Here is a 15,519-nt window from a genome sequence, read left to right as displayed (position 1 = left end):
TTCACATCAAGCCTGGAATTCGGCGCAGGTCAGGGCCACACGATCTCTTCATCGCTCGTGATGAGTGTCATTCCGCCGGTGGCGAATTGCTGTGCATCGGTGGCGGCTGCCTGTCCTTCCGGTGAGGACAAGGCGGCCAGGCACTGTGCCTGGGTTTCGAAATACAACATCGCAAGGGCGTACGCCGCCGGCGGGCCGTCGTCCAGCGGATCGCACTTTCCCGCCGCGAGACGATGGAGGCCGGGGATCTTGCGGATCTTTGGGAGATGCTGATCCCGATAGTAGGAATCGAACCGCGCCGGGTCCTCGGGACGGTTGTAGACGATGGCAGCTCGGTACATGGGGACTACTTTCGTGCGGCGGGCGGGTGGCTGTCGCGTGGTCTGAAGTCGACGAATTGGTAGAGCGCGTCGGCATTGTCGACGGCCTGCGGGTTGACGACGCCCACTGGGTCGGCCCCCTGCAGGATTCGCTTGACCGGGACCTCGAGCTTCTTCCCGGTTCTGGTGTGTGGAAGTGAATCAACCAGGATGATCTCGTCGGGCACGTGTCGCGGACTGACGTTCGTGCGAATCTCGTTGCGTATCAACTCGATGAGCCGAGGAGCATCGCCGATGGGCTGCGCCGGTACGACGAACAGCGGCATCCAGTACCCGCCGTCGGCGAGTTCGACCCCGACGACCACACTGTCGTCCACTTCCGGGAGTTGGTCGACGACCTGATAGATCTCACCGCTCCCGATACGTACTCCGTGCCGGTTCATCGTGGCGTCGGACCGGCCGTGAATGATCACTCCACCGCGTTCGGTGATCGTGATCCAGTCGCCGTGGCGCCACACCCCGGGATAGTGGTCGAAGTAGGCGCCGGTGTATCTCGCGAAGTCGATGTCGTTCCAAAAGCGAAGGGGCATAGCCGGCATCGGACGAGTGACGACCATCTCGCCGGTCTGCCCGATCACCGACTCCGCATGTTCGTTCCAGGAGTCGAGGAGAACGCCCAGCGCCGGCCCCTGGATCTGATCGGCGAACACCGGCTCGGTGGGGACACCACCGGCGAACGCCGAGCAGATGTCGGTTCCTCCGCTCGCCGAGGCCAGCCATACGTCGGGAAGCTGCTGATAGACCCAGGTCGCGGTGTCGGGGGGAAGCGGTGAACCGGTGCTGCCGATGGCGCGCAGGGTGAGGTTCGGCGCGACCTCCCGCGGGGGCGTACCGGCTTTCTGCGCGGCTACGAGACTTGCGGCACTCACGCCGAGAACATCGAGACCGAGACGTTCGGCGATGCGCCAGATCTGCGCGGCGTCGGGCCAGGACGGTGCACCGTCATAGGTCGATATGGTCGCCCCGACGAGCAATCCCGAGATCTGGATGTTCCATACCATCCAGCTCGGTGTGGCCAGCCACAGAAACCGTTGGCCGGGACCGATATCGGCGTGCAGACCGCAGAACTTGTTGTGTTCGAGCAGGATTCCGCCGTGGCTGTGCACAATGCCCTTCGGCACTCCGGTGGTGCCGGAGGAGAACAGCACCCAGAGCGGGTGGTCGAAAGGCACCCGGGTGAACTCCGGCTCGCAACCGTTCGCGGTGAGGTCGACGAGGCGGTGTCCAGCAGAGGTCTCGTCGATCAGTCCCAGGTTGTCGATCCAGACCACCGACTCGACGGTCGGCAGAGACGCAGCCAACTCGGTGGCGGCCTTCCGACGGTCGAAGGTCTTGCCGCCGTGGTGATATCCGTCGGCCGTGATCAGGACCTTGGGCTCGAGCTGCGCGAACCGATCGTGTGCGCCCTGCGCCGAGTACTCCTGCGCGCAGGACGCCCACACCGCACCGACCGCGGCCGAAGCGAGCATTGTGACCACGGCGCCGGCGATGTTGGGGACGTAGCCGACGATCCGGTCGCCGGGGACGATGCCCTGCTTGCGTAACCAGTTCGCCACCCCGCCGACAGCGTGCCGCAGTTCCGGCCAGGTCATCTGCGTCAGCGCACCGGATTCGTCGAGTGACTGGATGGCGAGTCCGTCTTCCAACTCGTTGACGAGTGCGTTGGCCGCGTAGTTGGTGGTTGAACCGATGAACCACCGCGCGTGGGGCATTCCGGTGCCCTCGTCGAGAACCTGCTGGGGATCATCGATGTCGAGGTCGAAGTAGTCACGAATCGACATCCAGAACGCGCCGAGGTCGGTCGTCGACCAGGTCCACAGTTGGCGATAGTCGTTGAACACGAGTTGGTGCTCGCGTTCGAGCCAGGCGCGGTAGTCGGTGAGGCGGGTTTGTGCGGTGAACTCGGCAGTGGGAACCCAGAGCGCACCGTCTACTGCGGCAGGATCAACCGGCATCGTGCGATCCGGTCATGTGCGCCGCGAGGTCCTCGGGCAGGATGAACGACGGTGGCGGCGGCGGGCCCCAGTTGAAGAGGCTTCTGGCGCCTTCCCATTCCCCGGGTTGCCACAGGGCGTCGTCGACGATGCAGTCGAGATCGGAGTAGTACTCCGAGAAGTTGCCTGCCGGATCCTTCAGGTACCAGAAGAAGTTCGAGCCCACGTGGTGCCGACCCGGGCCCCAGACGTGGCGTTCCGGGTGGTCTTCGAGCATGGCCATGGCACCACGGCCCACCTCGTCGACGTCGTCGACCTGCCACGCGGTGTGATGCAGAAAATCCACCGGCGCCTGTTGCACCAGAATGTTGTGGTGGTCGGTCGAGCACCGCATGAACGCGGCGATCGAGGGAACGACATCGCTGATCTTCAGACCGATGCCATCGGTGAAGAACTTCTGGGTGGCGGCCTGGTCGGTGGACCCGATCACCACGTGACCGAGTTTGCTTGGTCGAACGCTGTTTTCACGCATGATGCCGGGTGCGCGGTTGTTGCTGCGGTCGATGCGGCCGGGGCCGTTGTAGACCGGTGCGGGTGGCGCGGCCTGGACGAGGTGCGGCGTCACCTCCACCGCGGCGCGGAACCCGGCAATGGGTTCGAACGTCTCCACCCGACCGTCACCGGTGCTGTGGTTCAGGTCGAGTTGTTGGAGCTGGCGGGTGATGCGGTCGATGTCGTCCTGGTCGTCGGCGCCGAACGTGACGTCGACGACCCGGCGTTTCGGGGCGGGCAGGAGGCGCAGTTGTTTGCCGCCGTCGGCGGTCGCGAAGCGGTTGTCCCCGAGCGGGGTGAGGCCGAAATCCTCGTAGTACCGCGCGGTTTCGGCGACATTCGGGATTCCGATGGTGACCGATACCAGTCGGTGCAGTGCCATGGTGCTCTCCTGTCAGGCGTCGCGCGCAGGCGGATAGGGAACGCCGGCGCGGCATCGCGAGGTGATCGTTCCGATGCCCTCGACCGAGGTCTCGAGAACGTCTCCGTCGCGCAGGAAAATCGGCGGTTTGCGTGCTCCACCGACTCCGGAGGGAGTGCCGGTGAAGATGAGGTCACCGGGAAACAGCGGCAGAATCTCCGACAGCTTGGCCACGATGACCGGTACCGAGAAGATCAAGTCGTTGGTTCTTGCCTTCTGCATGACCGTGCCGTTGAGCGAACACCCGATGCCGAGGTTGTCGGGGTCGGGGACCTCGTCGATGGTGGTCAGCCACGGCCCCGTCGGCGAGAAGCCGGGGAACGACTTGCCGAGGCTGAACTGTGGTGCAGGGCCGGTGAGCTGCCGGGTACGTTCTGAAATATCCTGCCCGACAGTGATTCCCGCGACGTACTCCCACGCGTCCGCCTCGGAGACGCGATGTGCGCGCTGTCCGATCACGACGACCAACTCGGCCTCGAAGTCCACGGTGTCCGTGGGGAGTTCGAGTACCGAGTCGGGGCCGGTGATCGAGCTGGGGAACTTGGTGAACACCGCGGGTTCCGGTGGGACGTCGATACCGCTTTCCCGGGCGTGTGCTGCGTAGTTCAGGCCGATGGCGAAGACCTGCAGTGGTTGGGGTGAGGGTGCACCCAGCCGGCTGTGGTCGAGGACGAATCCGTCGGCGAGATCGACTGTCGCTGCCCACGCGGTGAATTCGGTCCAGCGGGTGAAGATCTGCCGAGGGTCGTCGGCGAACTTGCCGGCGCTGGCATCGGCGACATAGACAGCTCGGTTTCCGTCGGTGACGACGGCTCGCTGGTCGTAGTTGGCGAACTTCACGTGGTGCCTTCCGGTTGTGCAGGAGTGTCCGATCGTGCGCTGCTGAGGGCGGCAGTCGGGTGCGGTGATCAGCCTCCGAATGTGACGGACGCTACCAGTTATACCCGCACGATTGCGACAAAACAAGATAATGTCGAGATTATTGGGAAATGTGTGGGCTCAGCGTTCGACCGGCCACGTGTGCGGTGACGGGATGTGCGTGGGTGTGGTGGGTAGCGCTTTCTGGGCGCGTCAAATTCTCTGATGGCCGCCTGGAGGCGCCACGGATTCGCCGGTCGGGTGAACTCCGGACCGACCGGGTGGGTCAAGGGCGTGCTCGTGCGTGCGGTCAGGCAGGCGTCATCGCTTGGGCGCTGGGCTCGCCCATGCTGTCACTGAGTCGGGTCATGATCCGCGTCGTGTGCTCGTAGTGCTCAGCGAGCAGTGCGGCAGCACGGTCGCCCTCCCGTGCGACCGTGGCTTCGAAGATGAGCCGATGTTCGCCTGCGACATCGCGATTCGGCTCATCGCCGAGGCCGTGGGACCAGCACCGGTAGAGCTCGGTGGCATCTCGCAACTGGCTCGCGATGCGTTGCAGACGCTGGTTCGGGCTGCCGGACAGCAGGGACTCATGGAAGGCGGAGTGCGCGATGAGCCACTCCTCGGACAGCTTCCCGGTGTCGTCGCGAAACGCGGATCCGGCGAGGGTGTGGTGCGCCGCCACGACCCTGGACTCCCACTGCAGATCGCCGACTTCGATCGCCTGATGCAGAGCTGCGGTCTCGACGAGAATGCGGGCCTCGGTGAGCTGATGGAGATCGCTGACCGAAACAGTGGCTACGCGGAATCCGCGCTGGGGTTCGGACACCACGAGACCCTCGCCAGCGAGACGCGGAAGCACCTCGCGGAGTACGCCACTGCTGATGTTGTACTCCTGGCGCAGGGGTTCCGACAGGAGCTTGGCGCCTGGCAGATGGCGACCGCTGAGGATGTCCCGCCTGAGCCTGCGATAGACGTCATCTACACGCGTGGGCTGTGCCATGTATCGCAGTTAACCACAAGAAGGCACCAATTCCGAGAATGTCGAGATTTTCTTGACAACGCGAAATTGAGGTGGTTTTGTGAACCGTGACACACCGCCGGGCAGGTGAATATTTCAGACCCGGACCAAATGGCCGACGAATCGTGCAGGAGACCTCCGTGACAGTGAGCACCTCGTATGTGGACATTCCACACTCCGACCTCGACGTCTTCGCCGACGCGGCATTGCTGGACCCTTGGGCCGGCTACCGCGAACTTCGGGACCAGGGGCCCCTCGTGTTCCTCGACCGGTACGGAATGCACGCGGCCACCCGCTACAGCACGGTCTCGCACATCCTGCGTACACCGGAGGTGTTCATCTCCGGTGAGGGCGTGACGATGAACGACGAGAGCAATCAGATGCTTCGCGGCAACACCCTGTGTAGCGACGGCGAAGCCCACGCCACGTCACGTCGGGTGGTCGTCAGGCCCCTGACACCGAAGGCGCTCCGGCCGCTGGAAGAGGAAATCCGGACCGAGGCAGGCGAACTCGTCGATCGGTTGATCGCACGCGGTCGGTTTGACGCGGTCACCGATCTCGCCCAGTACCTTCCGGTGACGATCGTTTCCAACCTGGTCGGACTGCCTGAGGAAGGCCGGGAGCGAATGCTGCTCTGGGCGTCCGAGTCGTTCAACAGCGCCGGTCCGCTGAACGAACGCGCACTGAATTCGTTCCCCGTGCTCGGCGAGATGGTGGAATACGCCATCACCCAGGCTGTACCGGGGAAGCTCAAGCCGGGCAGCTGGGCCGAAGCCGTGTTCTTGGCAGCCGATCGTGGTGAGGTCGCCAAGGATCGATGCCCCATCATGATGATGGACTACATGGGCCCGAGCCTCGATACCACCATCTTCGCGATCTCGAGTGCGGTCTGGTTGTTCGCCCAATATCCGGACCAGTGGGACCTCATTCGTCAGGATCCGAAGCTCATCCCGTCGGCCATCAACGAGGTCCTACGGATGGAGTCGCCGCTGCAGTGCTTCTCTCGAAAGGCGGCCGTTGACACCGAGATCGACGGTGCCATGCTGCCGGCCGAGTCACGCGTCATCGTCTACTACGGTGCCGCCAATCGCGATGAACGCAAATACCCGGAACCCGATCGCTTCGATGTCACCCGAAACCCGACGGATCACGTCGGTTTCGGGGCAGGCCCGCACGCGTGCGTCGGAATGAACCTGGCTCGCCTCGAGATGCGGGCGCTGTTCGAGGAACTCGCGGCGAAGGTCAAGCGCTTCGAGATTCAGTCGGAGACTCGGGCACTCAACAATGTGTTGCGCGGCTTCGCCTCCATTGACGTCGTGGCTCACGGCTGACCCGGCTACGACGGACACAAGGAGGAGAAATGCCGAAGATCACCTACATCGTCGACGGTGAAGCAGTGACCGTGGACGCCGCGGTCGGCAGCAGCGTCATGCAGGCCGCCGTGAACAACGACATCGGATCGATCGTGGGCGAGTGCGGCGGCAATGCCATGTGCGCGACGTGCCACGTTTACGTGGAAGACGGGCCGCTGGATGTGCTACCAGCGGTCTCAGAAGCGGAGAGCGAGATGCTCGACTGCACACTCGCGCCAAGGGAATCCAACAGCCGATTGTCGTGCCAGCTCTCAGTGACCGATCTCTGCGACGGATTGATCGTGCGTGTCGCCGAAGAGCAGGTTTGACGAAGCGTTCGACAGCGAGTCCTGTCAGCCCCGTTCCCCGCGGGCCCGTCATGTGGCCCGCGGGTATGAACACACTTCAAGTCAGTCGGTGACGTCCCACCCGAATTCCGCAAAGGCCGAACTCGATGAACAATGCCCCATTGCCCGCCCACGGACCAGGTATCGCCACGTCGGCACGTGCCGACAGCGTGGTGATCGTCGGGGCCGGCCAAGCAGGATTCCAGGTGTCCGCCTCGTTACGCGACGGGGGATACACCGGTCCCATCACGCTGATCGGCGACGAATCGGCGTTGCCATACCAGCGCCCGCCACTGTCCAAGGGCTACCTGACAGATCCTGACGATTCGGCCGTCGTGATACGCAGTCAGGAGTTCTACGACAAGCGTTCCATCTGCGTACGCCCGGGAACGCGGGTTCGTGCGCTGTGTCTGAACGAGCGGCAGGTCGAGTTCGCTAACGGCACTCGACTGGGATACGGCCATCTGGTTCTGGCCACCGGCGCACGTCCACGACCGATTGCCATTCCTGGCGCCGACCAACCGGGTGTCGTCATGTTGCGAACCCGATTTGACGCCGACAGCCTGCGTTCGCATCTCGATCGACCCCGGCGTCTCGTCATTGTCGGAGCCGGCTTCATCGGCATGGAAGCCGCGGCGTGGGCCGCGCTCAATGGTCACGGCGTGACGGTGATCGAAACTGCTGATCGTCCGTTGGCGCACAGCGTTTCGGTCGAGATGTCGGGGTATCTGGCTGACCTTCACCGCAGCAACGGTGTGCGGATCCTGCTGGGAGCGAGCGTATCTCGAATTCGAGGCCGCGACGGGCGAGTGGCCGCTGTCGAACTCGGGAACGGAGACGAGATCGCGGCCGACCTGGTCTTGGTCGGGGTGGGTGCGGTGCCCAACGTCGAGTTGGCCGCGTCCGCCGGGTTGACCATTTGTGACCGCACCGGTGGTGTCCTGGTCAATGAGCACCTTCGCACCTGTGACGACCACGTCAGTGCGGTCGGCGACTGCGCCAGCTATCCCAGCGTTCACGGGGCGGGGTTGGTGAGGCTGGAATCGGTGCAGAACGCCGTCGACCACGCGCGCCACGTGGCGGCGCTGCTGACGAACTGCGCACGGCAGGGCTATCGGAGCGTCCCGTGGTTCTGGTCGCACCAGTACGAGGTGAAGCTCCAGATCGCCGGTATCGGGCGACCCGACAATCAACGTGTCGTCGTCGGCGACCCGGCGAACGGAAACTTCTCTGTGCTGCGCTTCGATGACACCGAGCTGGTGGCGGTCGAGTCGGTGAACCGGCCGACTGACCATATGGCCACCCGCAAGATTCTGGCGGGCACGCGCAGGCCCACCGTCGCCGAGGCCCAAGTGGACGGATTCCAACTCAAGTCTTATCTGAGCTCCGTCTAGAACAAGACAACGAATACCAACTCACGGTAGCGGCCGCACTCATTCTCGCTGAGAGATAGTACGGCTCGCGCATTTCCGGGTGGATCGCCGACGAGCACTTCCCGTGATGGGCCCTGCCTTCCACACCGAACGGCATGGAACCGCAACACTATTCCCTCAATTGAAGGTAGGTCATGCGCCAAATCCTTTCCCGCACATCACGACCTGGGCCAATAAACGCGAACGGACCGAAGGGGCCGGGAATGTTCGGTAGCCGTCGTCGGAGCGACAATCCGCGGAAGCGTGCGCTTGTCGCGACGAGCATCCTGGCGGTGATGGCCTCCGCGCTCACTGCTGTCTGGGTGGTGACCCCGCCTCCCGCGGCTCGCGCTGACGAGAGCCATTATCAAGCGTTCTACACCCCACCAGATCCGCTGCCGCAGGGGAAACCCGGCGACCTGATTCGGACAGACCTTTCCCGCTTGGTCCTCGAACCTTCCGGGCAGCTGGGCGCCTATGTCGCGACCGGAACCCGAATCATGTACCGCAGCACCGATGCTCGCGGGAATCCCGTAGCAGTGACGGGTACCTACTTCGAGCCCGACAACCCCTGGCCGGGAGACGGGCCCCGCCCGCTCATCGCGTTTGCCACCGGTCCCTACGGTTTGGGTGAACAGTGCGCACCGTCACGGATGTTCAACCAGGGCATCCACTTCTCCCAGGGCTTCGATCTGACCTTCGGCTATGAAGAAGGATTCATAGCGACGATGGTTGCGCGCGGCTTCGCCGTGGTCGTCACCGATGGTGTGGGCTCGGGCATACCGGGCCAGGTTCCGCAATTCCTCAACCGCCTCGCGGCGGGAACCGCCCTCATCGACGCAGCCCGTGCCGCACAGAGACTTCCCGAAACGTCACTGACTCACCATGGCCCCGTCGCCTTTTGGGGATGGTCGTCCGGTGGCCAGGCGTCGGCATCGGCCGTTGAACTCGCGCCGACGTATGCCAAGGACCTCAATGTGGTCGGCGCGTGGTCCGGCGCACCGCCGACTGATCTCGCCGCGTTGATGCCGTATGTCGATGGAAATCTGCTGGCCGGAGCCCTGGGGTACCTGCTCAACGGCCTCATGGCGGCCTACCCGGAAACACGTGACGGGCTCATGGCTACGTTGACCCCGCGCGGCGCACACATGGTCAATTGGTCCAAGCACATCTGCACCGTACAAACCGTCGCGGACTTCGCCTTCCGTCATGTGCAGTTCTGGTTCAACGCCGACCCGGTTGAGCTGATGAACGCCGAACCGGTCAAGGGCATTTTGGAAGCTCAACGGCTCGGCACACTCAAACCCTCGGCGCCGGTGCTCATTTCCAGCAACCGATGGGATTCGTTCAGCCCATGGGAAGGGTCGCATCGCCTTGCGGTCGATTGGTGTGGCAAGGGCGCAGACGTCCAGTTGTGGACCAATGAGCAACCGCCCTTCCTCAACAAGTTGTCGATCAATCATCTGCTGCCGTACTTCGTCGATGGCGAACGTGGGATGCAGTGGATCGCAGACAGATTCAACGGTATTCCGACCACCCCCAATTGCACGGAACTATAAGGAGGACACATGTCTCAGACAGTGCGTGGTGTGATTTCCCGGGGTAAGAAGCTGCCGGTTGAGTTGGTTGAGGTTGTGATTCCGGATCCGGGTCCCGGTGAGGTGGTGGTGGACATCATCGCGTGCGGGGTGTGTCATACCGATCTGACTTACCGTGAGGGTGGGATCAATGATGAGTTCCCGTTCTTGTTGGGGCATGAGGCTGCGGGAACGGTGGAGTCGGTGGGTGTGGGTGTGACCCATGTGCAGCCGGGTGATTTCGTGGTGTTGAACTGGCGTGCGGTGTGTGGGGAGTGCCGGGCGTGTAGGCGGGGGCGTCCGCAGTTGTGTTTCGACACTCATAATGCGGCGCAGAAGATGACGTTGACCGATGGTACTGAGTTGACTCCGGCGTTGGGGATTGGGGCGTTCGCCGATAAGACGTTGGTGCATCAGGGTCAGTGCACCAAGGTGGATCCGGCGGCTGATCCGGCGGTGGCGGGGTTGTTGGGTTGTGGGGTGATGGCCGGTATGGGTGCGGCGATCAATACCGGTGGGGTGGGTCGTGATGACACGGTCGCGGTGATCGGTTGCGGCGGGGTGGGTGATGCCGCGATCGCCGGGGCGGCCCTGGTGGGGGCGAGGACGATCATCGCGGTGGATCTTGATGAACGGAAGCTCGCTCAGGCGCGGGAGTTTGGTGCCACTCATACGGTGAATGGGGCTGAGGTTGATGTGGTCACCGCGATCCGGGAGTTGACCGGTGGGTTCGGTGCGGATGTGGTGATCGATGCGGTGGGTCGGCCGGTGACGTGGGAGCAGGCGTTTTATGCCCGTGATCTGGCTGGGACGGTGGTGTTGGTGGGGGTGCCGACCCCGGATATGACGTTGCAGATGCCGTTGGTGGACTTCTTTTCCCGCGGTGGAGTGTTGAAGTCGTCGTGGTATGGCGATTGTCTGCCTGAGCGTGACTTTCCGACGTTGATCTCGTTGTATTTGCAGGGTCGGTTGCCGTTGGAGAAGTTCGTCTCTGAACGTATCGGTCTGGATGGTATCGAGGAGGCGTTTCACAGGATGCATGCTGGACAGGTGCTGCGTTCTGTGGTGGTGCTCTAGTGGGTGGGCCGGCTCAGATTGCGCGGGTGGTGACCAGCGGGACGTTCAGTCTGGATGGCGGTAGCTGGGAGGTGGACAACAACATCTGGGTCGTGGGCGATGACAAGGATGTGGTGGTGTTCGACGCGGCTCATACCGTGGCCCCGGTTATTGAGGCTGTGGGTGGGCGCAATGTGGTGGCGGTGGTGTGCACTCACGGTCACAATGACCACATCACGGTGGCTCCGCAACTCGGCTACGTGTTGGATGCTCCGGTGCTGCTGCATCCAGCTGATGAGATGTTGTGGCGGGTCGTGCACCCGGACAAGGATTTCCGGACCGTTGAGGACGGTGCGGTGCTGTGTGCCGGGGGTATCGAATTGTGCGCCCTGCACACCCCGGGGCACTCGCCGGGATCGGTGTGCTGGTCGATTCCCGAACTGAACGCCGTCATCTCCGGGGACACCCTGTTCCAGGGCGGACCCGGCGCCACCGGACGGTCCTACTCCAACTTCCCGACCATCCTGGACTCCATCTCCACACGGCTGGGCATGCTGCCCACAGAGACCGTCGTCTACACCGGCCACGGCGACACCACCACCATCGGTGACGAAATCGTGCACTACGACGACTGGGTCGTCCGCGGGCACTGACGACGAGCCGTGAGGAACGAGCGGCGAGGAGGAAGGGCCCAAACCAGCACCGCCACTGATAGCGCGCCGCGAGGAACGAGCGGCGAGAAGGAAGGCCACTGGCGACACTGAAGTCCCTAGCCCAACGCTCAATCGCCTCCCTGTCATCCCGGTGAACGCAATTCGCTCAGATGGCGTACATCACTTGACGGCTCCGGAATCGAATTCGCTGTATCCCGCTTGTAGCAAGTAGTTGCCAATACCGCACCGAGGTGCCGGCAAACGAGACAAGGGGATCGGGGACCAGCTCATGAGCACATCGCAGCAAGCCCGGAAGGGCGTTTCGATCACGAGGGTGGCACAGTCCATGCTCTTCACCGTGCTTGCTGCGGCCGCCCTGGTCCTTGGCTCGCTGGCAGGCCCGATCGCCTCGGCCAATGCCGACGACGGGTGTGCCGACGTCGAGGTCGTGTTCGCCCGGGGGACCAACGAAGCGCCCGGTGTGGGTGCAACCGGGCAGGCGTTCGTCGACGCACTCAGCGCCGACTTGCCCGGCAAGACGGTCGACGTCTACGGGGTGAACTATCCCGCATCGCTGAACTTCGGCCAAGCTGCCGACGGCGTCGCCGATGCCAGCAACCGGATCCAGTCGGTCGCGGCGAACTGCCCGGCGACCAAGATCGTGCTCGGTGGTTACTCACAGGGCGCCGCGGTGGCCGGTTACACCACCGCCGGCAGCGTGCCCGCCGGATTCGTGCTGCCCGCCGGGATCAGCGGCCCGATGCCTGCATCGGTCGCCTCGCATGTCGCGGCTGTGGCCTTGTTCGGGACGCCTGACGAGTGGGTTCTGGGCTTGGCGGACCGCAGCGCACCGCCCATCGCCATCGGCCAGCCCTATGTGGCCAAGACCATCCAGATGTGTGCACCAGGCGATCCCATCTGCTTCCCCGGGGGTCTGAACCGCTCCGCCCACAGCTCCTACAAGGACAATGGGATGGCAATCCAGGCAGCTGATTTCGCGGCTCGCCAGCTCGGCGGTGCGGCACCCTCGGCGCCCCTGGTGCAGACCGCGGGCGAGGTCACCGGTAACTGACACCAACCGAACAGGCCGACGGCCGGAAGTGGGTCCCATCGGACCGCTTCCGGCCGTTGCTTTGTCAGCCGTCGAGCTCTCGAAATCCGGCGACGGTGTCGGCCAGCGTGATTCGTGGATCCCGGTAGGTGATGCCGAGATCGCGCTCACTCGGTGAGTCGTCGGATGCCGGCATCTGCGTGTAGTACTGCATCCCGGCTTCGGTGAACGGTGTCTGGAACGGCAAGAACGGACCCATGCGGTCGAGCACCTGTCCGGCGACGCGGAGCACCGTGTCGGGAACCGGGACGGCGAACATCGTCTTGTCGCCGACTTCGGTGAGTAGTTTGGCCAGCTGGTCCACCGGAATGCGATGTCCGCCCGCCATATAGCGGCGGGGTCCGCGTCCGGGCTCCAGTAGCGCGACATGCAGGGCGGCCAGGTCGCGACCGTCGACGATGGTCCAGGCTGCGCTGCGGCCGGGGATCGCTCCGAGTTGAAGTGCGGCGGCGACGCCCTCGCCGGCTTCGCCGAACTGATTGCCGACCGGCGGACCCATGACCATGCCGGGATAGGTGATGTTCACCGGCGCGCCCGCGTCCTGCATTCCGCGGGCGTAGATCTCGACCTGGGCCTTGGACCGTCCGTAGCCGTCGGTCCCGCCGAACACCGGCAGGTCCGCATCCAGTGTCTCCACGTCGGGATTGAACAGCGCGGTGATGCTCGAAACGTGAATGATCGGATCGAGGCCCAGTTCTGCGGCGCCGCCGAGCACGTTCCGAGCACCATCCATGTTGGTGCTCATCATCTGGGCGGTCTGGCTCGGATCGGTGGCGACGAGCGCCGCACTGTGCAGGACGGCATCGCAGCCCTCGAGTGCGCTCATGACCGAGTCGCGGTCGGTGATGTCTCCGACGGCGTAGTCGGAGACATCGACCCCGAGCTTGGCGACGCTGGTCTGCAGCCGGTCCGGATTGCGCACCAGAAAGCGGACGGAATGACCGGCGTCGGCAATCGCTTTCGCGCTCCACCCACCCACAAATCCGGTACCGCCGGTGACCAACACGCGCATGACGCCAACCTCCTAGCGAACCAACGACTTGTCGCAAGGACGCTAGTACGTCGGGCGCCGCCGGGAGGTGATTTCAGCGTCCGTGCCTGTCGGGTCGGCTCAGCCTCCGTACTGGCTTGGTCGGCTCAGCCTCGTGCTGATTTGGTCGGCTCAGCCTCCGCGAAGCGTCGCGAGTTCCCTCATGTTCGCCAACCCCTGCTCCTGCGCCTCATCGAGGAAGTGCGGCAGCCGGGCTCGCAGTTCGGGCAGCACCTCGTGGTCGAGCAATGCCTGCAGGTCGGCCTGCTTGGCGCTGCGGCCGGCCTGGTTGTCGAGCTCCTGGACGCCGGAATCGGTTGCATAGTCGTACAACTCGTGATGGATGGGCCGCGAGGTGTCGATATCCATGCTGCCGGGCTTCCAGTACGTGTACATGCCGAGCTTGGCCTCCGGGGTACGCACGGCCACGATGTGGCTGGGCGCCGATGTCGGGATGTTCGTCGGTGGGCCGGCAGCGCCGAATATCTTCTGCGCGATAGGGGATTTCAGCAGCGCGGCCATTTCCTCCACGGACATGTCGTCGGTGGCATGCACGATCCACGGTCGGCCCGGGGCTGTGGCGTTGGCAGCGATGTCGGCGATGTCGGCGCGGCTCCCCAGGTAGGAGTAGCGAGAGTCCGTGCGCCAGCCCGAGCCGCCGTGCGCGATGCTCAGCAGGAGTGGGGCCAGGTCGGCGCTGGAAGTCAGCTGGGTGCGGGTGTCACCGGGTGCAGGTGTCAGGCGGCCTGACGGGTCACGGATGTAGAGCGGCACCCGGATGCTCTCCTCGTAGACCGCGGCGCCTTTGCCGCGCAAGCCGTGCGACCCGGCGTACTCGCCGTGGTCGGAGGTGAACACGACAACGGTGTTGTCGTCGATCTCCGGCCGGGCCGCGAGAGTGTCGAGCACCCGGCCGATCTGAGCGTCCACCTGCTGATGCAGCCACAGGTACATGTCGAGGCACCGCGCCCACTGCGCGGCTGCCTCGGGTCCGGTGTAGTCCATCGCGCCGGTCATCAGCGGTGACATGAAGTTCATGTAGTCGATCTGCAGCTGAGGCTTGCCGCGGCGCCGCAGGTCCTCGGCGGTCTCGAAGTTCACCGGCTTGGCGTTGAACCAGTGCGGAACATCTTCCGGCAGAGGGTTTTTCGGCCACCAGCAGATATCGTGCGGGTTGACCAGCGACACGGTGGTGCACCACGGGCCCTCGCCGGCATGGGCGTCGAACCATCCGGTGAACTGATCGACGATCGACGGGTCCTGCTGCAGGCCCTGGTTCGGTGCGCCGTTGGGGGACGGGTAGGTGCCGCCGGAGAAGCCGTGGACGTCCAGGCCGTCGGGGGTGTTGTCGGCCACGCTGCCCAGGTGCCACTTGCCCCACCACCAGGTGCGGTAGCCGGCGTCGCGCAGCATCGTCCCCCAGGTCGGGAACCGGGCCGCCAGCGTCGACTCGGTGGGGCCTTCACCGGTGTACAGGCACCCGGTCTGATGGGAGTACAGCCCGGTGGTCAGCACCCCGCGCGACGGCGTGCACATGTTCGACGCGCTGTAGTGCGAACCGAACGTGGTGCTGCGGGACCGCAGCCGGTCGAGGTTGGGCAGCAGTGCGCCGAGCTGCTGTGTATCGGGGAACCACTGCGGCGCCCGCATTTGGTCAACGATGACGACGAGGATGTTGGGCTGGCCGGCCGTGCCTGGGCCGCGTCTGCCCAGTAGTTCATAGCCGCCGAATCCGACCGCGGCCGCGCCGGCGGCCACTGCCGCACCACCCAGGACTGTCCGCCTGCTGAGCTCTGCCATGTCCTCACGGTAGGC

At 64.3% G+C, this 15,519-nt stretch carries 14 protein-coding genes; 7 read left to right on the top strand and 7 right to left on the bottom strand.

Annotated elements, in window-relative coordinates; translation table 11 throughout:
- Positions 1 to 29: 29 nt before the first annotated feature.
- The 5 genes from EYZ64_RS20245 to EYZ64_RS20225 form a co-directional block, all read right to left on the bottom strand.
- Positions 30 to 341 carry an EthD family reductase gene (locus EYZ64_RS20245; RefSeq protein WP_135456091.1) on the bottom strand — a complete coding sequence of 104 codons (312 nt, stop codon included), beginning with the start codon at positions 339 to 341 and terminating at the stop codon, positions 30 to 32.
- A 5-nt stretch (positions 342 to 346) separates the two neighbouring features.
- Entirely contained in the window at positions 347 to 2,335 is a 1,989-nt protein-coding gene (locus EYZ64_RS20240) for an acetoacetate--CoA ligase (RefSeq protein WP_135456089.1), read from the bottom strand.
- Positions 2,325 to 3,248 (bottom strand): VOC family protein, encoded by a 924-nt coding sequence (locus EYZ64_RS20235; RefSeq protein WP_135456087.1) that lies wholly within the window; start codon positions 3,246 to 3,248, stop codon positions 2,325 to 2,327. Before EYZ64_RS20235 ends, EYZ64_RS20240 begins: the two co-directional genes overlap by 11 nt.
- Positions 3,249 to 3,260: 12 nt before the next feature.
- Positions 3,261 to 4,127 carry a fumarylacetoacetate hydrolase family protein gene (locus tag EYZ64_RS20230; protein WP_135456085.1) on the bottom strand — a complete coding sequence of 289 codons (867 nt, stop codon included), beginning with the start codon at positions 4,125 to 4,127 and terminating at the stop codon, positions 3,261 to 3,263.
- Positions 4,128 to 4,455: 328 nt separating this feature from the next.
- Positions 4,456 to 5,148 carry a GntR family transcriptional regulator gene (locus EYZ64_RS20225; protein ID WP_135456083.1) on the bottom strand — a complete coding sequence of 231 codons (693 nt, stop codon included), beginning with the start codon at positions 5,146 to 5,148 and terminating at the stop codon, positions 4,456 to 4,458.
- Between the two features lie 158 nt (positions 5,149 to 5,306).
- Between EYZ64_RS20225 and EYZ64_RS20220 the strand changes: the two genes are divergently transcribed.
- The 7 genes from EYZ64_RS20220 to EYZ64_RS20190 all read left to right on the top strand — a co-directional run bounded on the left by EYZ64_RS20220 (position 5,307) and on the right by EYZ64_RS20190 (position 12,635).
- Positions 5,307 to 6,497, top strand: coding sequence for a cytochrome P450 (locus EYZ64_RS20220; RefSeq protein WP_286175072.1), 1,191 nt, complete (start codon positions 5,307 to 5,309; stop codon positions 6,495 to 6,497).
- A gap of 29 nt (positions 6,498 to 6,526) precedes the next feature.
- Entirely contained in the window at positions 6,527 to 6,847 is a 321-nt protein-coding gene (locus EYZ64_RS20215) for a 2Fe-2S iron-sulfur cluster-binding protein (protein WP_135456081.1), read from the top strand.
- Positions 6,848 to 6,972: 125 nt separating this feature from the next.
- Positions 6,973 to 8,259 (top strand): NAD(P)/FAD-dependent oxidoreductase, encoded by a 1,287-nt coding sequence (locus EYZ64_RS20210; RefSeq protein WP_135456079.1) that lies wholly within the window; start codon positions 6,973 to 6,975, stop codon positions 8,257 to 8,259.
- Between the two features lie 242 nt (positions 8,260 to 8,501).
- Complete coding sequence (locus EYZ64_RS20205; protein ID WP_502702980.1) at positions 8,502 to 9,836, top strand: lipase family protein; 1,335 nt, start codon at positions 8,502 to 8,504, stop codon at positions 9,834 to 9,836.
- 9 nt (positions 9,837 to 9,845) lie between these two features.
- Positions 9,846 to 10,931 (top strand): S-(hydroxymethyl)mycothiol dehydrogenase, encoded by a 1,086-nt coding sequence (locus EYZ64_RS20200; RefSeq protein WP_135456077.1) that lies wholly within the window; start codon positions 9,846 to 9,848, stop codon positions 10,929 to 10,931.
- Entirely contained in the window at positions 10,931 to 11,563 is a 633-nt protein-coding gene (locus tag EYZ64_RS20195) for an MBL fold metallo-hydrolase (protein ID WP_135456073.1), read from the top strand. Before EYZ64_RS20200 ends, EYZ64_RS20195 begins: the two co-directional genes overlap by 1 nt.
- A gap of 289 nt (positions 11,564 to 11,852) precedes the next feature.
- Positions 11,853 to 12,635: a cutinase family protein gene (locus EYZ64_RS20190; RefSeq protein ID WP_135456071.1), complete on the top strand. Its 783-nt coding sequence runs from the start codon at positions 11,853 to 11,855 to the stop codon at positions 12,633 to 12,635.
- Between the two features lie 64 nt (positions 12,636 to 12,699).
- Here EYZ64_RS20190 and EYZ64_RS20185 read toward each other — a convergent pair whose 3' ends face one another.
- Both EYZ64_RS20185 and EYZ64_RS20180 read right to left on the bottom strand, forming a co-directional pair.
- The gene (locus EYZ64_RS20185; RefSeq protein ID WP_135456069.1) at positions 12,700 to 13,686 is read right to left on the bottom strand and encodes an NAD-dependent epimerase/dehydratase family protein; all 987 of its coding nucleotides are present in this window, start codon (positions 13,684 to 13,686) and stop codon (positions 12,700 to 12,702) included.
- A 150-nt stretch (positions 13,687 to 13,836) separates the two neighbouring features.
- Positions 13,837 to 15,504: a sulfatase-like hydrolase/transferase gene (locus EYZ64_RS20180; protein ID WP_135456067.1), complete on the bottom strand. Its 1,668-nt coding sequence runs from the start codon at positions 15,502 to 15,504 to the stop codon at positions 13,837 to 13,839.
- Positions 15,505 to 15,519: the final 15 nt, after the last annotated feature.

Source organism: Mycobacterium sp. DL99 (assembly GCF_004762045.1).
GTDB lineage: Bacteria > Actinomycetota > Actinomycetes > Mycobacteriales > Mycobacteriaceae > Mycobacterium.
Note: the sequence above shows the minus strand (reverse complement) of the source record. Positions and strands in the feature narration are given on the sequence as shown.